This window comes from Allostigmatella hybrida (assembly GCF_020103775.1).
Classification (GTDB): Bacteria; Myxococcota; Myxococcia; order Myxococcales; family Myxococcaceae; genus Hyalangium; species Hyalangium aurantiaca.
The window spans coordinates 83,608-109,078 of sequence record NZ_JAHXBH010000025.1 but is presented as its reverse complement, the minus strand read 5'-3'; the positions used below and the strand labels follow the sequence as shown (position 1 = coordinate 109,078).

Annotated in this window: 19 protein-coding genes; 9 read left to right on the top strand and 10 right to left on the bottom strand. The window is 70.4% G+C overall.

The features are described 5' to 3' along the window. The first annotated feature begins 45 nt into the window (after window positions 1-45). The 3 genes from KY661_RS28835 (at window position 46) to KY661_RS28825 (ending at window position 3,620) form a co-directional block, all read left to right on the top strand. A complete protein-coding gene (locus KY661_RS28835; protein WP_225413274.1) occupies window positions 46-1,650 on the top strand; it encodes a xylulokinase in 1,605 nt (534 codons plus the stop codon). Window positions 1,651-1,685: 35 nt separating this feature from the next. Next, the gene (locus KY661_RS28830; RefSeq protein ID WP_225413273.1) at window positions 1,686-3,206 is read left to right on the top strand and encodes a pyridoxal phosphate-dependent decarboxylase family protein; all 1,521 of its coding nucleotides are present in this window, start codon (window positions 1,686-1,688) and stop codon (window positions 3,204-3,206) included. 96 nt (window positions 3,207-3,302) lie between these two features. Next, on the top strand, window positions 3,303-3,620 hold the full coding sequence (locus tag KY661_RS28825; RefSeq protein ID WP_225413272.1) for a hypothetical protein: 318 nt from the start codon (window positions 3,303-3,305) through the stop codon (window positions 3,618-3,620). A 74-nt stretch (window positions 3,621-3,694) separates the two neighbouring features. On the opposite strand, the gene KY661_RS28820 is transcribed toward KY661_RS28825, so the two are convergent. The 6 genes from KY661_RS28820 to KY661_RS28795 all read right to left on the bottom strand — a co-directional run bounded on the left by KY661_RS28820 (window position 3,695) and on the right by KY661_RS28795 (window position 15,517). After that, the gene (locus KY661_RS28820; RefSeq protein WP_225413271.1) at window positions 3,695-4,045 is read right to left on the bottom strand and encodes a DUF6184 family natural product biosynthesis lipoprotein; all 351 of its coding nucleotides are present in this window, start codon (window positions 4,043-4,045) and stop codon (window positions 3,695-3,697) included. Window positions 4,046-4,158: 113 nt separating this feature from the next. Next, window positions 4,159-4,665, bottom strand: coding sequence for a DoxX family protein (locus tag KY661_RS28815; RefSeq protein ID WP_225413270.1), 507 nt, complete (start codon window positions 4,663-4,665; stop codon window positions 4,159-4,161). A gap of 160 nt (window positions 4,666-4,825) precedes the next feature. Next, window positions 4,826-11,668 (bottom strand): S8 family serine peptidase, encoded by a 6,843-nt coding sequence (locus KY661_RS28810; RefSeq protein WP_225413269.1) that lies wholly within the window; start codon window positions 11,666-11,668, stop codon window positions 4,826-4,828. 305 nt (window positions 11,669-11,973) lie between these two features. After that, window positions 11,974-13,347 (bottom strand): ABC transporter permease, encoded by a 1,374-nt coding sequence (locus tag KY661_RS28805; RefSeq protein ID WP_225413268.1) that lies wholly within the window; start codon window positions 13,345-13,347, stop codon window positions 11,974-11,976. Next, window positions 13,344-14,780, bottom strand: a complete 1,437-nt coding sequence (locus tag KY661_RS28800) for an ABC transporter permease (protein ID WP_225413267.1) — start codon at window positions 14,778-14,780, stop codon at window positions 13,344-13,346. Before KY661_RS28800 ends, KY661_RS28805 begins: the two co-directional genes overlap by 4 nt. Continuing rightward, the gene (locus KY661_RS28795; RefSeq protein ID WP_225413266.1) at window positions 14,777-15,517 is read right to left on the bottom strand and encodes an ABC transporter ATP-binding protein; all 741 of its coding nucleotides are present in this window, start codon (window positions 15,515-15,517) and stop codon (window positions 14,777-14,779) included. The genes KY661_RS28800 and KY661_RS28795 overlap by 4 nt, the downstream gene beginning before the upstream one ends. A gap of 246 nt (window positions 15,518-15,763) precedes the next feature. On the opposite strand from KY661_RS28795, the gene KY661_RS28790 reads away from it, so the two are divergent. Then, entirely contained in the window at window positions 15,764-16,390 is a 627-nt protein-coding gene (locus tag KY661_RS28790; RefSeq protein WP_225413265.1) for an SRPBCC family protein, read from the top strand. Then, the gene (locus KY661_RS28785) at window positions 16,390-16,719 is read left to right on the top strand and encodes an ArsR/SmtB family transcription factor (RefSeq protein WP_075005008.1); all 330 of its coding nucleotides are present in this window, start codon (window positions 16,390-16,392) and stop codon (window positions 16,717-16,719) included. The genes KY661_RS28790 and KY661_RS28785 overlap by 1 nt, the downstream gene beginning before the upstream one ends. A gap of 2 nt (window positions 16,720-16,721) precedes the next feature. Here KY661_RS28785 and KY661_RS28780 read toward each other — a convergent pair whose 3' ends face one another. Further along, entirely contained in the window at window positions 16,722-17,096 is a 375-nt protein-coding gene (locus KY661_RS28780) for a DUF488 domain-containing protein (RefSeq protein ID WP_225413264.1), read from the bottom strand. Between KY661_RS28780 and KY661_RS28775 the strand changes: the two genes are divergently transcribed. After that, window positions 17,089-17,505, top strand: coding sequence for an FAD-dependent oxidoreductase (locus KY661_RS28775; protein ID WP_225413296.1), 417 nt, complete (start codon window positions 17,089-17,091; stop codon window positions 17,503-17,505). The genes KY661_RS28780 and KY661_RS28775 overlap by 8 nt on opposite strands. 16 nt (window positions 17,506-17,521) lie before the next feature. Here KY661_RS28775 and KY661_RS28770 read toward each other — a convergent pair whose 3' ends face one another. After that, window positions 17,522-19,036 carry an FAD-binding oxidoreductase gene (locus KY661_RS28770; protein ID WP_225413263.1) on the bottom strand — a complete coding sequence of 505 codons (1,515 nt, stop codon included), beginning with the start codon at window positions 19,034-19,036 and terminating at the stop codon, window positions 17,522-17,524. A 216-nt stretch (window positions 19,037-19,252) separates the two neighbouring features. Between KY661_RS28770 and KY661_RS28765 the strand changes: the two genes are divergently transcribed. From KY661_RS28765 to KY661_RS28755, 3 genes are all read left to right on the top strand, one after another. Further along, window positions 19,253-20,578 carry a hypothetical protein gene (locus tag KY661_RS28765; protein WP_225413262.1) on the top strand — a complete coding sequence of 442 codons (1,326 nt, stop codon included), beginning with the start codon at window positions 19,253-19,255 and terminating at the stop codon, window positions 20,576-20,578. Between the two features lie 39 nt (window positions 20,579-20,617). Beyond that, window positions 20,618-21,652, top strand: coding sequence for a trigger factor (locus tag KY661_RS28760; RefSeq protein WP_225413261.1), 1,035 nt, complete (start codon window positions 20,618-20,620; stop codon window positions 21,650-21,652). Window positions 21,653-21,804: 152 nt separating this feature from the next. Continuing rightward, window positions 21,805-23,205, top strand: coding sequence for an amidohydrolase family protein (locus tag KY661_RS28755; protein ID WP_225413260.1), 1,401 nt, complete (start codon window positions 21,805-21,807; stop codon window positions 23,203-23,205). Window positions 23,206-23,213: 8 nt separating this feature from the next. On the opposite strand, the gene KY661_RS28750 is transcribed toward KY661_RS28755, so the two are convergent. After that, window positions 23,214-24,572, bottom strand: coding sequence for an extracellular catalytic domain type 1 short-chain-length polyhydroxyalkanoate depolymerase (locus tag KY661_RS28750; RefSeq protein ID WP_225413259.1), 1,359 nt, complete (start codon window positions 24,570-24,572; stop codon window positions 23,214-23,216). A 285-nt stretch (window positions 24,573-24,857) separates the two neighbouring features. Continuing rightward, window positions 24,858-25,253, bottom strand: a complete 396-nt coding sequence (locus KY661_RS28745) for a RidA family protein (protein WP_225413258.1) — start codon at window positions 25,251-25,253, stop codon at window positions 24,858-24,860. Window positions 25,254-25,471: the final 218 nt, after the last annotated feature.

Sequence of the window (25,471 nt, the reverse complement as noted above, 5' to 3'; positions counted from 1 at the left end):
CCGTTGGCCCCAGGTGGGTTCGGGTAGACTCCCCGCGCCGCTCGCATGGGAGGGGGACAGGTGCCGAACGCGGGGAATCCAACCATCCTGGCCATCGATTTGGGGACGTCGGCCGTCAAGCTGGCCCTCGTCACGACGCGGGGCGTCATCCTGGGGGGCGAGGTGGAGCCGCTTCCGCTGGCGCTGTTGCCGGAAGGGGGCGCGGAGCAGGATCCGGAGAGCTGGTGGTCGGCCATCGTGCGGGGCACGCGGCGGCTGCTGGCGCGCGACGGGGTGTCCGCGGCGGACGTGGTGGGCGTCAACTGCAGCAGCCAGTGGTCCGGCACGGTGGCGGTGGACGCGCAGGGCAAGCCCCTGCGGCCGGCCATTCTGTGGATGGACTCGCGCGGCGCGCCCCACGTCCGGCGGCTCACCCGGGGCCTGCTCTCCGTCGAGGGCTACGCGCTGGGCAAGCTCTTCACCTGGCTGCGGCTGACGGGCGGGGCGCCCAGCATGTCCGGCAAGGATCCGGTGGGGCACATCCTCTACCTCCAGCACGAGCACCCGGCGCTCTACCGCGACACCTACAAGTTCCTGGAGCCCAAGGACTGGCTCAACCTGCGGCTCAGCGGCCGGTTCGCCTCCTCCTATGACGCCATCACCCTGCACTGGGTGACGGACAACCGGGACGTGGCGCGGGTGGGGTATGACGAGCGCCTCCTGGCGATGACGGGGCTGCACCGGGACAAGCTGCCCGAGCTGCTGCCGGCCGCGTCCGTCATGGGGCCGCTGCGGCCCGAGGCCGCCCGCGAGCTGGGGCTGTCCGAGGGGGTGCAGGTGGTGACGGGCGCCCCGGACATCATGGCGGCGGCGGTGGGCTCCGGCGCGGTGCGCGACTTCGAGCCGCACCTGTGCATCGGCACCTCGTCGTGGCTGAGCTGCCACGTGCCCTACAAGAAGGCGGACATCCTGCACCAGATGGGCACGGTGCCCTCGGCGCTTCCCGGCCGCTACCTGCTGCTCAACGAGCAGGAGTCCGCCGGCATCTGCCTGTCCCAGCTCAAGGCGCTGCTCTTCGACGCTCAGGACGCGGCCACCGCGCCGGACTCCCAGCAGATTTATGCCCGCTTCGAGGAGGCGGCCGCGCGCGTGCCCGCGGGCAGCGATCAGGTCATCTTCCTGCCCTGGCTCAACGGCGAGCGCTCCCCGGTGGAGGACGCGCGCCTGCGCGGCGGGTTCTTCAACCAGTCGCTCCAGACGACGCGCGGACACCTGGTGCGCGCGGTGATGGAGGGCGTGGCCTACAACAGCCGCTGGCTGCTGTCCTACGTGGAGCCCTTCCTGGGCCGGAAGCTGGACGGCATCCGGCTGATTGGCGGCGGGGCGCGCTCGCGCGTGTGGTGCCAGATTCTCGCGGACGTGCTGGACCGGCCCATCCACCAGGTGGACGAGCCCGTGCTGGCCAACGCCCGGGGCGCGGCCTTCCAGGCGGCGCTGGCGCTCAAGCACCTGACGGTGGAGGAGATGCCGTCGCTGGTGCCCATTACCCAGACCTACGAGCCCAACGGTGCCCACCGCGGGCTCTACGACGAGCTGTTTGGTGAGTTCTTGAACCTCTACAAGGCCAACAAGGCCATCTTCGCGCGCCTCAACCGCTCCAGGAGCGCGTGAGCCCCAAGCGCGAGGACTTCCGCAGGAAGGACGCCATGGATCTTCCCAATCTGGATTTGCTGTCCCACGTGCCGCAGCGGTGGCTCGAAGTGGCCGAGAAGTACCTCAAGGCCATTCCCCAGGTCCGGGCCCGGCTGGACAAGGAGACGGGGACGATGCTCTCCCATCTGGAGGGCCGCCTGAAGCCCTACCGGGGCGAGCTGCCCTCCTTCGAGCGGCTCCCGGCGCAGGGCCGGCCGCGCGAGGAGGTGCTGCGCGAGCTCGCGGGGCTGGAGGCGCGCGAGGAGAAGCGGTGGAAGGAGGGGCACGTCTCGGGCGCCGTGTACCACGGGGCCGAGGACCACATCGCCTTCGTGAACGAGGTGTACGCGCTGCACTCGCAGAGCAACCCCCTGCACGCCGAGCTGTGGCCCAGCGCCACCAAATTCGAGGCCGAGGTGGTGGCCATGACGGCGAACATGTTGGGCGCCGCCGTGGCCAACCGGAACCAGCCCCCGGAGCAGCACATCTGCGGCTCGCTCTCCTCGGGCGGCACCGAGAGCATCATGCTCGCCATCAAGACGTACCGGGACTGGGCGCGGCAGGAACTGCGCATCACCCAGCCGGAGATGGTGCTGCCCTCCAGCGCGCACCCGGCGTTCGACAAGGCCGCGCACTACTTCGGCGTGAAGGCCGTGCGGGTGCCGGTGGCGGCGGACCACCGCGCGGACGTGGCCGCGACGCGGCGGGCGCTCACGCGCAACACCATCGTCCTGGTGGGCTCGGCGCCGTCCTTCCCCCACGGCGTCATCGATCCCATCGCGGAGCTGTCGGAGCTGGCGCGCAAGCGGGGCCTGGGCTTCCACACGGACGCGTGCCTGGGCGGGTTCGTGCTGCCGTGGGCCAAGCGCCTGGGCTACGCGGTGCCGCCGTTCGACTTCCAGCTGCCCGGCGTGACGACGATGTCCGCGGACACGCACAAGTTCGGCTACGCGGCCAAGGGCACCTCGGTGGTGCTGTACCGGGGCACGGCGCTGCGCGCGCACCAGTACTTCACGGCCACCGAGTGGCCGGGGGGCATCTACTTCTCGCCCACCTTCTCGGGCAGCCGCCCCGGCGGGCTCATCGCGGCGGCCTGGGCCACGCTGGTGACGATGGGCGAGGAGGGCTACCTGGATGCCACGCGCCGCATCCTGGAGACGGCCAAGCGCCTCAAGGACGGCATCGCGGCCATCCCCGGGCTGTACGTGCTGGGAGACCCCCTGTTCGTCATCGCCTTTGGCGCGCACGAGGTGGACATCTACAAGGTGATGGAGCGCATGGGCGCCAAGGGCTGGGACTTGAACGGGCTGCACAAGCCCGCCGCGGTCCACCTGTGCGTCACCCTGCGGCACACGCAGGACGGCGTGGCGGAGCGGTTCCTGGAGGACCTGGCGGCGGCCGTGGCGCACGTCCGAGAGAACCCCTCGGAGAAGGGCACCATGGCCCCCGTCTACGGCATGGCGGGCACCGTGCCCTTCCGGGGACTGCTGAGCGACCTGCTCAAGAAATACATGGATTTGCTCTACAAAGTGTAGAAAGCCAACAGCCCTCCACTCCGGGAGGACCGGTTTTCCCGGGCGACCAGAGGTTCAATTGTTAGGGGGTCACTCCGCAGAAGAGAGGACCCACACATGAAGACGCACGGGAAGACGAGTCGAGGAGGAGGGGGGCGGCAGGTGGCCCTGCTGGCCGCAGTGTTCGGGGCCATGGCCCTCATGGCGCCCCCGCTCGCGGTGGCCGGCGAGCCGGTGCCCGTGGAGGAAATCGTCCTCGTCTCCAAGCAGGAGGCCGGCACGCCGGGCAAGGACGGCGGGCCGGCGCGCCAGGGCACCCTGCTGCCCCAGCTCATCGGCAGCGAGCTGCTGGGCGATCTGCTGGGCGGCACTGGCGGGGGGACCGGCGGCGGCGGGGGCGGCAGTGGGCTGCTGGGCGGAATCCTGGGCGGATGAACCGGCCGCGTCCCGGTCCCGTGGGCCCGGCGGTTTGCCCGGGCGTCACGGCCGGGGACGGGCCCTGGCGGGTGCTACTCGCCGGCGCAGACCTTGTCCTGGGCACACACTCCGTTCATGACCCGGAGCTCGTCCACAAGGCTGTTGCAGTTCATCGCCTCGATGGCATCCAGACAGGTCTGGAGGTTGTCCCCGTGGATGCGGTTGTCGCAGGCCGCCACGGGCCATTTCTCGTTCCAGAAGGCCTTGCGGTTCGTCTCGCAGTCGCTGCGGCTGGCGTAGGTTTTTCCCTCGCCGACGTTGCCGCACGCATCGAAGTTATCGCAGAGGTTCTCGCTCGCGGCGTCCACGGCGGCCTGCTGGCTGTCCGTCAGCTCCGCCACGGTGGAGTCGCCACAGCCCCACAGCCACAGAGCTCCCGCCACTGCCACCCAAGTTTTTCCAGTCATGAAGGCGAGATGGGGGCGTGGCATCCCCCCCGCAAGGGCCCGGCGCCCCGCGGGGCGCGGGGGCCGTGGAGTACCCGACAGTGCCCGGCTCAGCCCAGCAGGTCGAGCAGGCGCGAGCGGCGGCGCTGGCGCGACAGGAACTGGAAGCGGCGCAGCTCGCGGCGCTTGGCGGCGGTCTCCAGGGCGCTGTGCACCGAGAGGCTGCCCGGGCCCCGGAGCAGCAGGGCCAGCGCGGTGCCTACCAGGGACAGGTTGAACTCGTAGCCGCCCTTGAGGTTGTCGAAGCCCTTGGGCCCATGCACCTTGCCGATGGCGACGGCCTGCGTGGCGAGCACCGCGAGCGCGGTGAGGCGGGTGGCCACGCCCAGGATGGCGCTCACCCCGGACACCACCTCGGTGATGCCCACGGCGATGACCCACGGCTTGCCGGGGGTGAACCCCAGCTGCTCGAACATGGGCGCGGTCTGCTCCACGCCTTCTTTCTTCAGCTTGCTCAGCCCGTGGAACACCAGGGTGGAGCCCAGCGACAGCCGGGGGGGCAACAGGGCCGCGGCCTTCAGAAGGCTGGGCTGCTCGGTCAGGGTCGTCACCATCATGGGAGCTGCTCCTGAGAAGAAGGGGCTTACGAACGTTGCTCCAAGGGTGGAAACGGCCCGGACCGCTGACATCGCCTGACGGCAAGCAGCCGGTCAGCCGGTGTGCCTGCCTGTTGGCCCACCCGGGGCGTGTGGAAGCGCCCCGGGGGACCCGCAGGCCTTACGCGGCCTGGGCGCGGCGCCGGCGGCCGAAGGTGTACTGGGTCAGGGCGAGCACCCCCAGCCAGAAGCCGGCGTCCGCCCCCGAGGTGGCCCCGCAGCCGCAGCCGCTGTCCTTCACGGTGACGCTCACCGGGGCGGACACGGCCGTGTTGCCCGCGCCGTCGGTGATGACCGCGGTGATGACGTGCTCGCCCGGGGCGGCCGCGTCACTGTCCCAGGTGGCCGTCAGCACCGGCTCGGTGCCGGTGGCCACGGGCTTCCCATCCACGAGGAGGGAGAGCTGAACGAGCAGGGTGCCCTCGGCCACCGCGCCCTCGGCGGTGAGCTTCACCGGGCCGGAGACGGTGGTGCCGCCCTGAGGCTCGGTGATGGCCACCGTGGGCTGGGCCAGCCGCGTCACCGTGGTCTGCGCGGTGACGGTCAGCAGGGGGTTCCCAGTGTCCGTCAGCGTGAGCGACACCGTGCCCGTGCCGGTGAACGTCACGGTGGCGCCCGCGGGCATCGCGCCCTGCACGAAGGCCGTGGGGCCCGGCAGGACCGCCTGCGCATCCGAACTCGACGTCTGGACCGTGCCCTCGTAGGTACTGGCCAGGTTGTTGTAGGCATCGACCGCCGTGGCGGTGAACGCCACCGCCTGTCCCACGGTGGCGCTGGCCGGCAGCTCCAGCGTGAGGCGCGCCGCCGGGCCCGCGACGACGGTGAACGGAGCGCTCGTGGCGCCCTGGGCCTCCGGCGCGCTGGCCAGCAGCGTGTACCCGGCGGCGGCCTTGTGTACGGAGAGGTTCTCGAACGTCGCCACCCCGCGACTGGTGGTGGCCGTGACGGAGCCCTCCAGCGTGCCCCCCTGGGCGGGGTTCTCTCCCAGGCTCAGCGTCACACGGAGGCCGTCCAAGGCGAGCACGTGGCCTTGCGTGTCCTGCACCTCCACCTGCACGCGGAACGGAGCGCCCGCGGTGAAGTGGCCCGCGTCCGGCAGGGGCCGGAAGACGAGCTGCGACACGGGCTGCTCGGAGAGGGTGAACGGCTGGCTCTCCACGGAGGGCAGCGTGCCCGAGCGGGCCTCCAGGGTGTAGCCCACCCCGGCGCGGCCGAGGGTCAGGTCCGCGAAGGTGGCCACGCCCTGGACGGCCGCCACCGTGGCCGTGCCGCCGAGGGTGACTCCGGAGGGGTTCGTCTTCAGCGCCAGGGTGACGGTCTCGGCCGAATCCAGAACGGTGTTCCCGTAGGCGTCGGTGAGGGCCACCTTCACCGCGGGGGTGAGGACCGCTCCCGCCACGCCCGGGCCCGGCTGCACCTGGAAGGCGAGCGCGGCGGCTGGGCCGGGTGTGATGTCGAAGGCCGAGCTGGTGGCTTCGGGCAAGCCCGTGGACTGCGCGGTGAGCGTGTAGCCCTGCGCGGCCCGGCGGATGGAGAGGGCCGGGAAGGTGGCCACGCCCTCGACGGCGGACACGGTGGCGGTGCCCTCCAGCGTGCCACCCGAGGCGCCGCCCAGGCTGAGCGTCACCGGGGCGGAGGCAGCGGTGTCACGGTTGCCGTCCGCGTCCTGGAACTCCACCTCCACGGGCGCGAGCTCCTGGCCCGCCGGGGTGGAGGCCGGGGCCGTGCGGAAGACGAGCCGGGCCGCCGCGCCCGCCGACACCTCGAAGGCCGTGCTGAGCGCGGAGAACGCGCCGGAAGTAGCCTTCAGGCGGTAGTCCGTGCCCTTCTTGTTAACGGTGAGGTCCGTGAAGGAGGCCACGCCATTGACGGTGGCCGCCGCCGTCCCGCCCAGCACCGCGCCCGGGACAGACGTCTCGAGCGCCAGGGTGATGGGCTGGGTGGAGGCCGTCACGGTGTTGCCAAAGGCATCCCACAGCGCCACGCGGACGGCCGGGGTGATGATCGCGCCGGAGGCGGAGTGGGAAGGCTGGGTGAGGAAGCCCAGCGCCACCGCGGGGCCCGGCTCCACGCCGAATGCCACCGAGAGGATGGACGGCAGGCCCGGGGCGCTCGCCAGGAGGGCGTAGCCCGTGCCCGCCTTGTCCACGGAGAGGCCCGTGAAGGAGGCCACGCCATTGACGGGGGTGGCGGTGAGGGTGCCACTCAGGGTGGCACCAGGCGCGGAGTCCAGCGTCAGCGTCACCGGCACGGAGGCGCCCGTGACGATGTTGCCGTTGCTGTCACGCACCTCCACCCGGGCGGGGAACGCCGTGCCCGCGGTCACGGGGGAGGAGGGCGAAGCGGTGAAGACGAGCTGCGCCGGGGCGCCCGCGGAGACATCGAACGCGGGGCTGACCGCCTGGGTGAGGGAGCCCGAGGTGGCCGCCAGCTTGTAGCCCGTGCCCGGCTTGTCGAGCGACAGGGTGGAGAAGGAGGCCACGCCTCCCACGGCCGCCACCGTCTTGGTGCCGGACAGCGTGCCGCCTGCGGGGTTGGTGTTCACCGCCACGGTGATGCTGGCCGTGGAGGCGGTGAGGTTGTCGAACCGGTCGAGCACCGCCACCTGGAGGGCCGGGGAGAGGACCTGGCCCGCGGTGCCGCCCGTGGGCGGGGTGAGGAAGGAGAGCTTCGAGGCGGCGGCGGGGTTGATCTGGAAGGCCGAGCTGGTGGCGCTGGTGAGGCCGGTGGCATTGGCCACCAGCGTGTACCCGGCGCCGAGCTTGTTGAGGGACAGGGAGCTGAACGTGGCCACGCCCGAGCTCATCGTCGCCGTGGTGGTTCCCGACAGCGTGCTGCCGCCCGGGTTGTTGCCCAGGGTCATGGTGACGCTCTGGCTGCCCGTCGTCACCGGGTTTCCGAACGCATCCACCAGGCCGACCTTGAGGGACGGCAAGAGGGATGAGCCCGCGGTGGCGCTGGAGGGCGGCTGCACGGTGAAGACGAGGCGCGCGGCGGGCCCGGCGGTAACGGTGGTGCCCGCGCTGTGCGAGAGCGACGGCTCCCCCACGCCCGTGGCGGTGACGGACTGAGGGCCCCGCGTCACGAAGGTGATGGGCACGTTGGAGGCCACGCCCGCGGTGAAGGCCGTGGGGGGCGGCAGCACCGCCTGCGCGTCGGTGCTCGTGAACGCGGCGCTGCCGGTGTAGCCGGTGGCGGTCTGTCCCACCGCATCGAGCGCCGTGACGGTGAAGGAGACGGGCACGCCGGCCGGGGAGGTGGTGGGCAGTCCGTTCAGCCGGTAGCTGACGGCGGGCCCGGGGGGCGGCGCCGACGTCGTGCAGGTGGCCGCCGAGTCCGCGGTGAGGCGGACGTCGTCCACATAGAAGCCCTCGGCGGTGGAGATGTTGTCGGAGTAGGTCCGGAAGGCGAACCAGACCTTCTTGCCCGCCATGGCCTTCAGGTTGACGGTGACGGTCTTGAGCGCGCCGTTCGTGCCCTTGTTGGCGCCCGTCCAGACGCGCCGCGACAGGTTGCTGACGAGCACGCCGTCATAGCCACCCGCCGAGATGTAGGGCGCCGTGGTGGACGCGGCGTCGGACACGTCGATCCATGTGCTGGAGGCCGAGGTGGTGTTGTAGGCGAGGTAGACGCCGTCGTAGTTCGCCTCGATGTCGTACCAGACGTGGAACGTCAGCTCCGGGTTGATGGCGGTGGCCGGGATGGAGAAGCCGTTGATGCCAGCCACGGAGCCCGTGCCGCCCAGCACCAGGTTCACCTGGGTGTTGGTGGGGTAGGTGGTGGCGCAGGCGGTGGACGTCGAGCCGAACCGGTACGCCTTGGTGGCCGACTGGTAGCGGCACCCAGTGACGATGCTGTACGTCAGCGCGCTGCCCGAGTTGGTCGAGGTGGTCCAGTACGAGGAGGCGTTCGGGGGCCGGTTGGCGTCGAAGTCATCGAAGTAGCGCACGCCCGGCGTCACGGCGCCCGTCGTCACGGAGGACTTCGTGACGGTGTTCGTCTCCTCCACGGCGCCGCTGGCGCTCGTCTCGGTGGCGCGGACCACATAGTGGTAGACGGTGCCGCTCGTCAGGTTCAGCGTGTCCGAGAAGCTGGTGCCCGTCACGCCCGTGGCGATCCGGTTGATGGCGGACGGCGTGAAGCCCTGCCCGGTGCTCCTATAGACGGAGTAGCTCATCGAGCCGCCGCAGCCAGGGGCCGCCGCGCTCCAGGTGAGGGACGTGCCGCACGTCGCGGTGCCGGCATTGGTGACGGAGGAGAGGCCCGTGAAGGTGGGCAGGTACGTGCACGTCCCCGTGGCCGTGGCGGAGGCCTCCGCGGAGGGGGCGGACTCGGCGCAGGCCACGCCGCGCACCACGTAATAATAGGTGGTGCCGCCGGACACCTGGGTGTCGGCATACGGGGGCGCCGCCGCCTCGCCCACGAGGGTATAGGGGCCCCCAGGAGAGGTGGCGCGGTAGACGGTGTAGCGGGAGGCGGAGCCATCGGGCGTCCAGCCGACCTCGATGCGGTTGTCACCCGTGGGGGTGGCCGTCACGCCGGTGGGCACGGGGCCGGGCGTCGAGCAGTTGTTGTAGACGATGAGCGCGAAGTCCTGATCCAGCGCCGAGCCGTTGCCGGGCACACCATCCGAGTTGATGTTGGTGGCGGTCACCGTGGCGGTGTAGGAGCCCGAGGTGCCCGCGGGCAGGAAGACGCTCTCCACGTTGTTCCGCTCATCCGCCGTGCCGCCGGTGACGGAGGCGCCCTTGGTGAAGACGTTGCCCTTGTAGGTGACGCCGCCCACGGTCACGGAGAGGTCCAGGTTGTTCTTCCAGGCGCTGCCGGTGGTGGAGCCCGGCGCGTCCGTCCACGCCAGCGTGACGCGGAAGGGCTTGGAGGTGTCCTGGACGGCACCGACGAAGGAGCGGCTCTGGCCGCTGGCGGTGAAGAGCTGGGCGGGCTCCTGGTCCGAGAGCACCCGCGCGGTGCCATCGAAGGCGGCGCCCAGATCCATGAGCCCCATGCCTTGATTGTTGGAGAACAGGTTGTCGTTGGCCCCGGTGCCCGTCAGGTAGCGGGCGGAGTTCATCAGGTAGGCCTTCGTCATCGCCGCGCTGGGCGGAGGGAGACCCTGGTTGATGAAGTACTGGCGCACGAGCGCCGCGCCGCCAGCCACCGCCGGGGTGGAGTGGCTGGTGCCGGAGGAGGCCGTGTACCACTGCTGGCCCACCGGGTAGTAATCGTTGCCGGGGCCGCCGCAGACGCCGCCCGCGTTGAAACAGCTGAGCGCCTTGCCGGTGGCGACCGCGGGCGGGTTGGCGCGCTGGCCGGCCGCCTGGGCCACGCCGCCGGCCACGTGCGTGCCGGGGGCCACGAGGTCCGGCTTCTTGCGGCCGTCGGAGGTGGGGCCGCGGCTGGAGAAGGAGGCGATGTCGTTGAGGCTGTTCGCCTCGCTGTCGGGGGTGTCACACAGGTCCGGAGCGCCAAAGGCCCGCACGTTCTCGGAGGCGCCCACGGTGATGACGTTCTTCGCGGTGGCGGGCGTGCCCACGGTGTTGGCGCCCGAGCCGGAGTTTCCGGCGGCGAAGAGGATGACCATCTCCTGGTTGCCCGGCGTGGGCACGGCCGAGCCCGTGGGCTGCGCATCGCGCACCAGCGCGTCATAGGCCTGTGCGTCGGCGTCGTAGCTGTTGTCCTCCGCGCCCCAGCTGTTGCTGCTGATGCGCATGCCATCGCGGTACGCACGCGACTGGAGATCCTCGTAGTCGGGGTTGGTGAAGTTCGCGGGATCAAACACCACCGAGGAGCCCACCTTCACGAAGGGCGCCACGCCCAGGCCGTGGGTGAAGCCCGTCTCGTCGGTGAAGGGCGCGCCCGAGAGGCTGGCGTAGCCCGCGACGATGTGGGCGTTCAGGGTGCCGTGGCCATCGCAGCCCTGAATCGTGCTGCCGGAGTTCGCGGAGCCCTCCAGGCGGTTGTAGACGACGCGGCCCGCGGCGTTGATGTCTCCGGCCGTGTACAGGCCGAAGTGGTTGGGCACCTGCGTGCCGTTGTCCAGGCCGCTGTCCGACACGTCCACGCCGAAGCCGGAGGCGGTGAACTGCGCCTGGGTGAAGCCCTTGGAGGCCAGCCACGCCAGGTAGCCCGGGCCGGAGGGCCCGTTGCCCGTGATTTGACCGGCGAGGATCATGTTCTGCCGCTCATCGACCTTCCGGGGCGTGAAGTACGGCTGGATGGACACCACGTCCGGCCGGGAGGCGATGCCGTAGAGCTGCGGCAAGGACAGCGAGGCCGTCACGTTGATGTAGCCGGGCACCTCGCGGATGCGCCCCTCGTGGGACTGGAGCTGGCGGATGAGCTCCAGCGTGGTGGCGTTCTCCCGCTCATCGCGCACAAGCTGCACGGTGTAGGTGGGCGTGGCGCCCTTGAGGGCGGAGGGGTGGAGCTTGTAGTCGTCGAGGTAGCCGCCGTCCCACTGGATGGCGCGGGCCTCGCGCACATGGGCCTCCAGCCGGTCCATCGCGTCCGCGCTGCCATAGACGAGGTAGGCATTGTGGGGGAGGTAGGTGATGACCTGGACGCCCGTGGCCTCCAGCGCCTGGTACCACTCGGGCAGGATGGGGCCGGCGAACTGCACCAGGTGCAGGCGCTTGCCGGCGGCTCGGGACTTCATGCTGCGCAGGGACTGGCCGTGCGCCGAAGCGGTGTCGATGACGCCCGCGTTCAGCAGGAGCTGGTTGGACTCATCCTTCAGCTCCACGGTCTCGGAGGCGGGAAGGGTGGCGAGCACCGCCTCCTCCACCTGCACGAACTGGAAGGAGCCGTAGTCGCCAATGAGCCGGTAGGGCGTGCCGCGCTGCTTCCAGCGTGCGGCCTGCTCCGCGCTGAGCTGGACCTTGTGGAGCGGGGCCGAGGCCTGGGGCTCGCCGGGGGCCTGCGGCGAGGGGAGACTTCCAGGGCCTTCGCAGGCCAGCAAAGCCATGAGCCAGACCGCGCCGAGCACCCGGGCGCTGCGCGCACGAGGGACCGGTCCGGAAGACCGGGTTGCAGATGTCGTCATCGTGTTTTGACCCCGAGAACGGGCCCGCCGGGCAGCGTGGACAGACCCGCGAGAGCGCCGGCGTGCTTGCGTCACAAGCTTTCAGCCCGGCTCGAAACATGATGCACGACTGTAAACAAAAGTTCAATTCACGCCCGGGTGTCTCTCTTTCTGAGAAATGAAATCCGGAGAACAAACCTGTTCAAAGGCTGTCCCGTTATCAATGTCTCTCAAGGAGCCAATACCTCTCACTCCCGGGCTGCGGACGGCGACAGGGTCCGCACGCCGGTCACGGCGGCACCGGCGGCGAGCGCCGCCAACACCAGCAGTCCGAGCATCGAAGAGATCGGCAGGGATGCGCTCGACGGCCGGGGTGGGTAGCGGGGCGTCTGCTCGAAGTCGGCCTTCTCGAACGGCCGCTCCTGGAACAGGTACGGGTAGTAATAGCCGCGCAGTTGGGTGTGAAACCGCTCGATGCTGCCCTGGTACGCCAGGTGGGCCCGCAGGTCGCTGTCCGCGGCCCGGTGGAGAACCGTCTGCACGGCGGCCGCCGGGAGGAACCAGCCGAGGCGGGCCGTCCACGCCTCGCGGGCCATCAGGCTCTGGCGGTAGTCCGCGGCCTCGGCGGCGACCCCATCGTCGCCCACCTCGTGCATGGCGTAGTACCACTTCCAATGGAAGCGGCTTGTGACTGGTGGCGTGTCTCGCCACTCGGGATGCTTGGCGAAGAAGGGACGGAAGGTGTCCTCCTTGGGAATGTCCCAGGCGCGGTGCACCCGCTCCCGCTGGGCCAGGGTCAAGTCAACGCCCTTGGCCACGGGGATGGCGCGGGAAATCACGGCGTTGCCCAGCGCGGGCACCAGCAGGGTCAGGACGATCCAGCAGCCCACCAGCGTGGCGCCATTGGCCGCCGAGCTCCGGCCCCGGGCGGTGACCCACAGCGCCAGTCCCATCCAGAACGCCCCATAGAGCGCCGTGGTCAGGGCGATCGCGAAGGTCCCCGCCACCGGGGCTCCGCTCCACACCGCACCGGCCGCGAGCGGCACCAGCAGGGCGCCGAGGACCAGCAGATAGCGCAGGACGCTGCGGCGCACCCACACCCCGGCGCCGGACGCGGGCAAGGAGACCAGGAGCCGGAGCCGCCCGGCCTCCCGTTCGCCCGACACCAGGTCGTGCATCAGGGCGATGAGAACCAGGGGCGCCAGGTAGGTCAGCACGAAGGCGAAGTCGAAAGCGCCCGGGAGCGCCAGCTCCGGGTTCAACGTCTCGGACTCGTAGAGCTGGGCTTGCAGGCCGAGCAGCCGCACCCGCAGGACATAGGGCTGTACATCCCGCTGCCCGAGGGCCGCGAAGGCCAGGGGGGACGGCGGATCCGACGTGAGGTGGAAGGTGTAATAGGCGGCGGAGCCCGCGTCCCCGCCGGGCTTGGCGTAGTCCTTGGCCACCGAGACCAGATCCTGCTGCTGGGCAGCCTCCACCCGGCCGATGAGGGCCTCCTGCCGGGCCGTGGCCGCGAGGCCCGCGGCCACCGACAGGGACGCCAGGACAAAGAGAAGCAGCAGTGCGCCCGCGCTCAACGGCGCCCGGATCAACAACCGGAAGTCTGCTTTCCAGGCACTCATCGCGTGGCCTCCCCGAGACGGCGGGCCGCCAGCGCGCACCCCATGAGCAGGGCCGCCAGCCAGCAGACCAGAACCAGCAGGTTGGTGTGGATGCGCTCGCCCGCGAGCTGGAGCACCTCCGGCTTCCGGTAGGTGAAGCCCGGCAGTGTCTTCCAATGGTCCGCGGAGAGCCGGGGATCGGCGCCGGCGTTCTTGTTCGGGATCTTCGTCACCTGCAGGAGGTTCAGCGCCTGGACGAAACGGTAACGGTGCTGTTCCACCTGTTCGAGGAAGTCCTGATGGCTCTCGGTGTCGGTGGCGGCCAGGCTCATGGAGAGCTGGCGCACGGCGATGAGCGGGCTGACGGCGCCGAACTGGCGCACGAGCCGGTTCTGCCCAGCCTCGCGCTCGAAGGCTTCCTTTGCGTGGCGGTCGAACAACCCACTCGTCAGACGCTCGCCTTCCATGCCGACCAGACCTCCCCATTGGACTGGCAGATCCTCGACCTTTTCGACGCCATACTGGGTGAGGGTCTTCGCCTTGAAGCTGGCGAAGTAGGGATCATCCGGATTGTGGCTGTCGCCGATCTGCTTGAGCTCATGGTGGATGGCCACGTCCGTCTCGATACGCGCCGGTGCCGGGAGCCGCGCCAGGGCAAGCTCGGGAAGGATGCGGGGCGCGAGGATGACGCCGCTCATCCAGACCGCGACCAGGACGATCAGCGCGTCCCGGGCCCGCCGGGCCAGCAGCGACACGAGCAGGGCCGCGGCGGCCCAGATGAGCAGGTAGACCAGATAGCCGGACACCATCAGCAGGCTGGGGGCCGAGGGGGCCCAACCCGCGAGCGCCGCCGCGGCGAGCACCAGGAGCGCCGGCGCGGCAATCGCGGCCACCACACCGGCGTAGGCCACCAGCTTGCCCGCGGCGAGCTCCGAGGGCGCCAGCCCCTGGGCCAGCAGCAGCCGCAGGGTTCCCTGCTCGCGCTCGCGTGCGACGGCGCCGAAGGCCAGGAAGATGATGAGCAGCGGGGCGAGGGTTTGCAGCACGAAGGCCGGTGTCAGCTGGCCGAACCGCAGGAGCAGCGAGGACTGCCGCGCTTCGCTGAAGTTGGCGCTGTTCTGCCGGTGGCCTTCCAGGAACACCGTGTTGCCGGTGAAGCCGTCCACCCCCGGATCGAAGAAGGCCAGCGCCGAGATCGGCCGGAAGACGAATTGCCCATAGTGGACCATCCGGTGCGGATGGCGGTCGGGCTGGGCGTCGAATGCCTCGTCCGCCGTGGCCTGGTAGCGGGCCCGGGCCGCCTCGGTGGCGTTGCGCTGCTCGGTCCCCAGGAGGGCGGAAGTCACGAGCAGGGCCACGAGCGTCAGGCTGGCGATCATCGCCACCCGGTTTCGCACCAGCGCCCGCCACTCCTCGGTGGCGACCCGCCACACCCTCGCGCCCCGGAGGCTCATGGGGCCTCCCCGGCCTGGGCGTAGCGCTGATGCAGGGCCCTCACATCGAACCGCTCCGTGCCGGTGGCGGCCAGCTCCTCTTCGAGCCGCCCCTGCGCCAGGAAGCCGATCCGGTCGGCGATCTCGGCGGCGCTCAGCAGATCATGCGTCACCATCAAGGTGGCCACGCCCCGGGCGCGGGCCGTGTCCAGCAGCCGGTTGAAGCCGCCCGTGGCCCGGGGGTCCAGACCGGAGGTGGGCTCGTCCAGCAGGAGCACCGGCACGCGCCGGGCGATGGCGAGCGCGATGGCCACCTTCTGGCGCATGCCTTTGGAGAAGCCGCCCACGCGCGTGTCCCAGGCCTCGCGAGCCAGCCCGACCGCATCCAGCGCCTCATCGATGTGCGGCGGCGACCGCTCCGCGCTCCCCGCGATGGTCAGGAAGTAGTCGATGTTCTCGCGGGCGCTGAGGTGCTCGTAGAGGGCCACGTTCTCGGGGACGTAGGCGAGCCGCGACCGGGCAGCCCGGGGGCCGGCCGCCACGTCGTGGCCACAGACCCGGGCCTGCCCCGCGGACGGGTGGACCAGGCCCAGGAAGATGCTGAGCGTTGTCGACTTGCCCGCGCCGTTGCCGCCGAGCAGGGCGTAAATCTGTCCAGGCGCCACGGTGAAGTTCAGCCCCCGGAGAACGGTCTTCGACCCATAGCGGTGCTCGAGTCCGATCGCCTCCAGGGCGCCGGTGTTCACAACGTCGGACATGCTTCCCTCGCGCGGATTCCATGCGGCGGCACGCCAGGCGCCACCGTCTCTGTCACCGGGTATATGTAACTTGGTGGCAATAGCAAAGCCATCACATCAACAGGACGGGGCCACGGAAATGGCAGCCAGAAGGAGCGTTGTGTCCACGCGGCCAGGCGGGCAAGGAAGCTTCCGCTTGCAGTCGTTTAAGTCGAGGCTAATATAAGGGGCAGCTGTAGTGATTGCAGGAACGGGAGGTTCACACTCATGCTGCACAAGGCCATTGGCGCCGAGGTCCGGGGATTCGTCGAGCGCGAGCACGAGGGCAAGCAGGCCCGGGTGGTGATTGCCAGCCGCCTCTACCACACCCACGCCGAGGACTTGTGGGAGGCCGTGACCAACGCGGAGCGCATCCCCCGCTGGTTCACGCCCATCGAGGGCGAGCTGCGCCTGGGCGGCCGGTATCAGCTCAAGGGGAACGCGGGAGGCACCATCACCCGGTGTGAGCCGCCCAAGGCCTTCGACATCACCTGGGAGTTCGGGGGCGGCATGAGCTGGGTGACCGTCCGCCTGGCCGAGGAGGGCAAGGCCACGCGGCTGACGCTGGAGCACATCATGCCCAAGGGCGTCATGGAGGATCACTGGAAGAAGTACGGGCCGGCCGCCGTGGGCGTGGGCTGGGAGCTGGGCTTCCTGGGCCTGGGCCGCCACATCGAGAGCGGCGGTGGCATTCCTCCGGAAGCGGATCCCGCCTGGATGGCCTCGGACGAGGCCAAGGCCTTCATGCGCGCAAGCGCCGAGGCCTGGGCTGCGGCCCACGTGGCGGCGGGCGAGGCGCCGGAGGTGGCCCGTGGGATGGCCGAGCGCACGGCGGCGTTCTATACGGGCGGCTGATGCATGCCTTCGACGTCCTGGGCGATCCGGTTCGCCGCCGCATCCTCGAACTGCTGGCGGAGGGCGAGCACGCCTCGGGTGAGATTGTCGCCGTCGTTCAGCGCGAGTTCGGCATCACCCAGTCGGCCGTCTCGCAGCACCTGAAGGTCCTGCGGGACAGCGGCTTCGCCACGGTGCGGGTGGACGGGCCCCGGCGGCTCTATGCCATGGACGCCGCGCCCCTGGCGGAGGTGGACGCCTGGCTGGAGCGCTTCCGCGTGTTCTGGACGCACCGGCTGGATGCGCTGGCCACCGAGGTGGCGCGGGGCAAGAAGAAGCGGGGCGAGTAGCCTCACCGCTTCCGGGCCGCTTCGATCAGCCCGGCCAGGAGGCTGCGGTGGCAGACCTGCTCCAGGATGCAGTCCTTGGAGCAGAGCAGGGTCACCGTCTCGCCCCGGTCCACCCGGGCCGCCAGCCCGGCGATCGTGTCCTGCTGGGCCTGCATCTCCTGGAGATAGCGCTCGCGGTAGACGTCCAGGGTGATGGGCGTCTGGCCCTTGCCATAGAAGGCATCGAAGAGCGCGGGACTGGGCGCAAGCTCCCGCATCCACACATCCCAGGTCTCCTTCGCCTTGGTTACACCGCGCGGTCTGTAGCGGCAGATCAGCACCCGCAGGCCGTCGTCCGGCTCCGCGGGCACGACCCAGCGCCGGGTCTTGATGGGCATCGCTGGGCATCTTAATGCCCACGCGCCGGGCGGGCGCGTCACGGTCTTGGCTTCACGGAAAGTCCTGGTAGAACGCGCGCTTCTTCCGTTGAGGGGCAGCATGACGCGCTGGAGCCTGGACCCCTGGTCGGCCGGTGCGTACTCCGCGGCCCAGCCTGGCGCCTGGGCCATGCGCGACGCCATCTCCTTCTACGAGCTCGACCCGAAGACGGGGACCGAGCTGCCCCGTGGCGTGAACCGCCTGTACTTCGGGGGAGAGGCCAGTGGGAGGGCGATGTACAACGGCTCCTTCGCCGGTGCCTATGGGGCGGGGCTCTTCAATGCGCGCCAGCTCATCCAGAGCCTGGCCGAGGAAGACGGGACGCGCCGGGCCATTCCTCGCAGGAAATGGGTCCCCCTGGGCTACTGAAGACTGCCCCCCGGGATCAGGGCAGGTAGCGCCCCGGCGCGAGGATGCCGTGAGGGTCCAGCGCGGCCTTGAGCGTCCTCAGCACCGCCGGGGAGTCATCCTCCGGCGCGAAGGGAAGCACCGGTGACTGGATGCCCAGGCGCGCCGGGTAGTAGCCCGCTTCCCCCAGCGCTTGCTGCAGCGCGTGGTGGCACGCCATCGCGCGTGCATCCTCTCCCTCGGCCTCCCGGTCATAGATGATCGCCACCACCAGGTAGGCACACCGTGCCGAGACGCCCAGCACGCACAGGTTGGGCTCGAAGCCGAAGCGCAGCGGAATGGGCTCGGCGAGCGCCAGGGCCGTTTCCACATGGGAGGCCGCCATTGGCACCGCGCAGGACAGCCAGATGAAGCCGCACCCGTCACGCTCCGGCTCCGGCACCTCGGGCAGGGGCGTGCGCTTGCGCCAGTACATCATCCGCAGGTTGCGCGCCGAGGGTGGCTGCCGCAGCCGCCCGGGGCCCACCTCTTCCTCCCGCAGGAAGGTGAGGGAGGGCAGGGCGTCCTTCAACACGTGCTCCACCCGCTCCTGGGCGGCCCGGGCCTGGGCCTCGCTCGGGGCCTCGAGCACGCAGTTCAGGTGCCAGGGGAAGACGTTCCACTCGGCACGCAGCTTCTGGCGCTGCGTCTCGGGCAGCGGCGTGAGCTCCCGGGCCGCCTCCCACGGGTACTGGCCCAGCACGGAGAAGACCTTGTAGTCGTTCCACAGCGAGAAGGCCTCGCGCAGGGTGCCCTCCAGCCGCAACTGCCGCAGCCGCTCCACCACCGGGCCCAGCTGGAAGGGATCCTCGATGATGCCCGAGACCAGCCGGAGGCAGGCCGCCCGCGGCGCCAGCCAGAAGGTCATCCGCGTCACGATGCCCAGGTTCGACTGGCTGAAGAGCCCATCCAGCGCGGGGCCCGCGCCCCAGCGCAGCACGGACGCCGCCTGGGCCTGGGGGTAGCGCCCGGGCCCGGTGCGGAGGCACTCACCGGTGGGCAGCACCACCTCCAGGCCACACACGTGCTGGAAGATGTCCCCGGAGGGCCCCATGCCATCCCCCCGCTCGAGCGCGTTGCCGATGAGGCTCGCCTGGGGCGGCCCACCAATGGTGGCCAGCTGCAGCCGCGAGCCCTGCGCCTCCAGAAAGGCATGCGCCTGCGCGAACGTGACGCCCGGCTCCACGGTGAGGTACGCCAGCTCCTCGTTGAACTCGAGCACGCGGTTCATCCGGCCCAGCTCCACCAGCACCCCATTCTGGGCGGGCACCCGTGAGCCATAGCCCTGGTTGCGCCCGGCACTCACCGGCGTGATGGGCACCCGCATCTGGTGGGCGATCTGTACACATGCGCGCACCTCTTGAGGGCTTCCGGGGCGCAGCACCGCGCCGACCGCCTGGGTGGTGGCGAAGGTGGCCGTGCGGGCGCGGGCGAGCGTCGCCTCGTCGGCGAGCACGTGCGCTTCGCCCAGCTCCCGGCGCCATGCCTCGAGTGCCTCTTGCAGCCGGTCCATGCCCTCTCCCTGTGCGGCGCTGAATCGCGCCGAGCCCCGCCGAGTCTACCGGTGATGGCTGCTGTCACCGCCTGGCGAACGGCAGTCACCAGGTGAAGGGGGGCGGGCGGGCCCTCTCATGGAGGTCTCCCGAGGGAAACCGGCGCTTTAGGCCCACCGGAAGGGCTGGCACGCCGCCTGCTTTAGCCCTGTCCGACCCCTTGCTGAGAGACCTCCATGACCACCGCCATCTCCGGTAACCGCCCCCTGCTCCCCACGGCCGCCACGGCCCCTTCGGAATCCCTGGCTCAGAAGACCGTCCTGCCCGCTGAGGTGTCCGCGAAGCGGATGGTGGCGAACCCGCAGGACCTCACGGCGTTCGCCCCGGCGGCCAAGGTGGCCTCGGGCATGCCCGCCCTGCTCGGTGGCGCCGCCGGCGCCGTGGGCCAGAAGGTCCTGGGCGCGCAGGCCGCGCTCGGCACCGCCCTGGAGGCCCTGGCCACCGCCCAGGCGGGTCTCCAGCAGGTGGCGGGCCTCGCCTCGGGCGGGCTGGCGCAGTTCGCCGGGCTGCAGGGCGCGGCCGCGGGGGCCCTCTCGGGTGCGGCCCAGATGCCCATGAACATCGCCAACCAGGTCGCCAGCGCTTTCAATGGTGGCTCGGGCGCGCGGCAGCTCGATGTGCTCCAGGGCATGGCCCACTCTCAGGGGGCCCTGTCCCCGGCCAACGTCGAGGCGGGCGCGTACAGCGCGGATCAGCTGGGCCAGCAGTACGCGGACCCGAGCCAGTACGGTGAGTACGCGGACCCGAGCCAGTACGGTGAGTACGCGGACCCGAGCCAGTACGGCGCCTACGCCGACCCGGGCATGGAGGGAGCGTACGCCGACCCCGCGGCCGGCGATCTGAGCCAGTTCTTCGGCGCGGCCGAGCTGGCCGGTGGCGCGGCCGAGCTGGTGGGCGGGGTGGCGGACCTGGCCAACCTGCGCAAGCCGTCCGGTCCGGAGGGCAAGCCTTCTGCTCCGCAGGCCCAGTCCCCCTCCAAGCCCAACGGGCCGGAGGCGAAGCCGTCCGCCCCGGACGCCAAGCCTTCCTCGCCGGACGTGAAGCCCTCCTCCTTCGCGAACAAGGCCGATGACCTGGCCAAGGGCGCGCTGAAGACGGGCGGCAAGGCCCTCGGCCGGTTCGTCCCGGGCGCCAACGTCGCCATCGCGGGCCTGGACATCGCCAACGCCGTCCAGACGTTCAAGGACCCGAAGGCGAGCGTGGGCGACAAGGTCACCTCGGGCATCATCGCCGGTGGCTCGGCGCTGGCCGCCACCAACATCCCCATCGTCTCCCAGGTGGGCGGCGCCATCTCGACGGGTGTCTCCCTCGGGAGCGAGGTGGTGAAGAACTTCGGTGGCGAGATCAAGGACGTCGCCAAGAAGGTGGGCGAGGGCGTCAAGGACACCGCCGAGAAGGTAGGCGAGGGCATCAAGGACACCGCCGAGAAGGTGGGCGAGGGCATCAAGGATACCGCCAAGAAGGTGGGCGAGGGCGTCAAGGACTTCTTCAAGGGCTGGTAGTTCCTCCTCCTTCTTCTTCGTGCTTCGCAGGGTGACCCCATGAACTCCATCTCCATTCCGCTGCTGTCGTCGCTCCCGCAGGATGATGAATCGGTGCTGACCTCCCTTCCCCGGGTGGAGGCCCCTTCACTGGAGAACCTGTCCGTCACCCTCACGCCTCCGGAGGCGTTCACCCCGGAGCAGGTTCAGGCGCGCTTCCTGGAGCTGGCGCGTGCGCTGGCCACCGAGCGCCTCCGCTACCCGAGCGAGAAGGTGGCGTGGGGCGACGAGGTGGTGTTCGACATCGCCGGCTACAGCCGGGGCCAGCTCATCCCCTTCAGCGTGCGCACCGGCGAGTGGGTGCGGCTGGAGGCCGAGCCCCTGCTGCCCGGGCTCTACGAGTCGCTGGTGGGCCGCTCGCCCCGGGAGAAGGTGGCCGTGGACATCACCCTGCCCACCGACTACCCCGTCGAGTCCCTGCGGGGGGCGCCCGCGCGCTTCGTCGTGCAGCTGTGGGGCGCGCGCGAGGTGACGTATCCCAAGCTGGACTCCCCCGCCTTCCTGAAGGCCTTTGGCGCCGCCAGCCTGGCGGAGGCCATGAAGAAGGTCGTGCGCCAGATGGAGGCCGAGGCCAAGCAGCTGCTGTTGAGCCAGGTGCAGCGGCAGGTGCTGGCCACGGTGGCGGGGCGCACGCGGGTGAAGGTGCCCTCGCACCTCGTGGATGAGGAGATCCACCGCCGCTGGAGCGCCACCGAGGGCAAGAGCCTGACCAAGCTGGGCTTCGACGAGACGCACCGGGACGCGTCCCTCCAGGGCTGGCTGCAGGATCCGCAGACGCGGGCCGAGGTGGAGCTGCGGCTGCGCATCGCCCTGGCGCTGGGGGCCATCTGCAAGCGGGACAAGCTGGTCCCCACGGTGCAGCGGGTGCAGAAGCTCATCCAGGACGAGGCCAACGCCGCCGGACTGCCGCTGTCCCAGGTGATGGCCGCCCTGAAGGCCGAGCCCCAGAACCTGGCCCGGATCGATCAGATGGCCTGGCACCTGACGGCGGTGGACCACGTGATGAGCCGGGCCAAGGTCCAGATCGCGGCCTGACAGCGTGGGGAGGCGCGTGGTTCCGCCCTGAGTGTGCTACCCCTGTAGCACCATCACGATGGGAGGGGATGATGCGCAGCCTGCTCAAGATCAGCCTGGCGATCAGCACCGCCTTGCTCGGTGCCTGCCGGTCCCTGCCTGCCAGGAGTGTGTTGCCCGCAGCGTCGCTGCGCATCGCGAATGTCACCGTGATTGATCCGGAGACGCGCAGCGTGCTTCCGGACCACTCCGTCTATGTCGCCGAAGACCGCATCCTTGCCGTGGTGCGCGAAGGCGAGCGCCCGCCGTACCGCGCCGCCCGCACCCTCGATGGCAGCGGCAAGTTCCTGGTCCCTGGCCTCATGGACATGCACGTCCACCTCTTCCTCCCCGAGCCTGCCGCGCCGGTCCTTGCCCTGCTGCTCGCCAATGGCGTCACCGGCGTGCGCGAGATGTCCGGCGACTGCTGGGAGCTGGCCGGCGCGGCCGAGGGCTGCATTGGCGACTACCAGCGGCTGGCCGCGCAGCTCGAGGCGGGCGAGGTGGCGGGGCCGGAGCTCCTCTCACTGGCCAGCACCATGGTGATGGGCCCGGCCCGGGTGCAACTCCCGGCGGGAGTGCCCTCCTATGTCGCCCCGTCGACTCCCGCCGAAGGGCGCCAGCTCGTGCGTTACCTGCACGCGCGCGGCGTCGGTCTCATCAAGACCCACGACAGCATTCCGGGCGAGGTGTTCCGCGCCATGATGGACGAGGCGCGGAGCCTCGGCATCGCCGTCTCTGGCCACGTGCCCTACGCCGCCAACACGGATGAGCTCATCCGCTTGGGCTTCGGGTCCATCGAGCATGCCCGCGACCTGCTCTATGATTGCAGCCGCTACGGCGAGGACTTTCGCAGGATGGGCAGTGCCTATGCCGACCGGCAGCCTGGGGCGAAGCGCCCGGACGATGCGGAGCGGATGCGGAGGACCGTCGCCGAGTATGATCCGGCCCTGTGCGCCTCGCGGATGCGCTTGCTCGCGGCGGCTGGCTTCTATGTCACGCCCACCCACGTCACCCGCGAGATGGAAGCACGCGCGGCCGAGCCCGCCTATCGTGACCAGCCGCTGCGCCGTTACATCCTCCCCGCCCGGAACGCCCAGTGGCAGGCGGACCTGGACGAGACCGCGGCCGCGCCGGCGGAGCTGACGGCCCTTCGCCAGGGCTTCTTCCGCCACGGCCTGACCCTCACCGGCCTCGCCCACCGCGCAGGGGTGAACATCATGGCGGGGACGGATGCGAACGACACGATGATCGTCCCCGGCTTTGCGCTGCACCGCGAGCTCGGCCTCCTCGTCCAGGCCGGCCTCAGCCCGATGGAGGCCCTGCGGGCAGCCACTTCCGTACCGGCCGCCTATCTCCGGCGCACGGCAACGCTGGGCGGCATCTCCCCAGGCAAGGAAGCGGATCTGCTCCTGCTCCGCGCCAACCCACTCGACGACATCGCCAACAGCGCCTCGATAGAGACGGTGATCTCCGACGGCCGCGTCTACGGCCGCGCTGCGCTCGACGCCCTGCTCGTCAGCGCCGAGCGCTGAGCCGCGGGTCAGTGCGAGGCGAAGAAGTTCCAGAAGAGGGTGTTGGCGTCGATCTCCTGGGTGGTGTTCCCGTTGCCCGGCGAGGGCTGTGGGGTCCCCGGCCATGTGTGTCCGCCATCGGAGATCCGGTAGAGCACGACATCCGCGCCGTCACGGCAGCCCGAGTAGGTGAGCCTGCTGACGTGCGGCGACACGGGGGTGGTCACCGGCGTCGAGCCGCAGCCGTTGAGCGCCGCCCACCGCTGCTGTGCCGCGGGCACGGAGTACTGCCACACCGAGCTGCCGCCGCCATCGTAGGGGTTCGTGGAGTCCTGCTGCCCGTGGAAGGCGATCACCGGCACCGTGCTGGACGGCCGGCAGGACGCTGCATCCGGTTGCCGCGTGTTCGCCGGATCAGGACGTCCGGCGCGGAGGCCCGCGATGGCCGCGATTCCCGCCAACCGGTCCGGGCGTGCGCAGGCGTACGCGGACGCCATCCGCGCGCCCCCCGAAAAGCCGGCGGCGAAGACGCGGTTGAGGTCTCCGCAGAGCGCAGAGCCCATCGTGGTGATGACCTGGTCGAGGAAGGCGACATCGTCCCGGGGGCCGGCCGTGACGCCAGGAACGTTCCACGCGAACCCGCTGCTGCTGGCGATGGCACCGGAGGGGGCGATGACCGCGAACGTGTTCGTCTGCGCGGCGGCCTTGATGTTGCTGTATGCAATCTGCCCCGGGCCGCTGCTGCCCGTCCCGTGGAGGTTCAGCACGAGCGGCAGGCGGGTGGTGGCGGCAACGCCGCTCGGGACATAGACGGGGACGTTGTAGCGCACCCCGTTGAAGGTGACGCCGAGGGTGCTGTCACCGGCGGCGACGGAGCGGGTGCAGGAGGTGTCCTCGCCGGGCAGCCGCCACTTCTGATTGGTTTGGCCGTTGCAGTCCCAGAGCTGCAGCCGGGTCCGGTCCGCGGAGCTCTCGCCGGTCACATCCAGGCAGCGTCCCGACTGGGGATTGCGCAGGGTCTGCGCGGACGCGTCATAGACCCACTGCTGCGCGCCGCTCCCATTGCAGTCCCACAGTTGGATCTGGCTCCCGTTCGCCGTGCCTTGCCCGGTGACATCCAGGCACTTGCCCGAGTGGGGGTTGAGGATCGTGCCGTTGTCACGGACCGTCCAGGTCTGGGCCACCCCGGTGGAGCAGGTGTAGAGCTGGACGGCGGTGCCGTTCGCGGTGCCGGAGGCCGCGACATCGACACACTTGCCGGCCAGTCCGACGATCGAGCCGGTACGGTCTGCGAGGAGGGGCTCGACGGCGGCGCGCGACGGCAGCCCCACGAGGCAGAGGCCCGACAGCACCGCGGCGCGCAGCACGCTCAGGCATCGAGGACGCACGGCGCGAGAGGGCCGGGCGGGTGGGGCGTCGATGCCCGTGTGCGCGGCTCGGGTTCGGCATGGCTTGCGTGCAGTGAGCTCCACCGTGTCTGCCCTCAGGGGTAGGTGTGCAGTCCGTCCGCCGCTGGGCAGACGTGCGGCGCCGGATGGTCCGGTCACCCCACTGTCGGTACCTGGGAGGGCAGTGTCAATGAATCCGTGATTAAGCTGCTTAGCAGGCTCGGTGCGAATGGGCGGCCCTGACGCCCCACGTCGAGGGGCGCAAAGAGCCGTTCCGTGGCCATGTCACTTGCTCCCCGGGGAGGGGACGGCCGCGATCGCCTCGATCTCGATGAGGGCGGCCGGGTCGTAGAGCGCCTTGACCTCGGCGATCGTGTCGGCGGGATAGGGCAGCGAGAAGAACTTGCGGCGGAGCTCGACCACCTCTTGGAAGTGGCCCATGTCGGTGACGAAGATCGTCACCTTGATGACCTCCTTCAAGCTCGAACCGCCCGCCTCCAGCACCCGGCGGAGATTGGCGAAGGCCTGCTCGCCCTGGGCACGGAAGCCGCCGTCCACGATCTTTCCGTCGTCGCCCGCGCCGGCCTGGCCGGAGATGAAGAGGAGGTTGCCGAACTTGATGCCCTGCGACAGCAGGAAAGGCTCGTAGTTGTCGGGTTGAGTGATGATGCGTTCACGCATGGTTTTCTTCCTTCCTTTCGTCCTGATTCAAAGGGGGCCGAGGAAAACGTAAGAGCCGCACCCTCCGTCGACAAACCCGCTCAAACCACCTGGTGATGCGTGCGGATCACCCACCCAGCCCCAGTGTGAGCGCAGCTGCGGAGTGGCGCCGGTCGCAGGTCCGGTAGGACCGGAATCCGTCACGGCCCGGGGGCCCATTTGTCGGCTCGATTTCACTC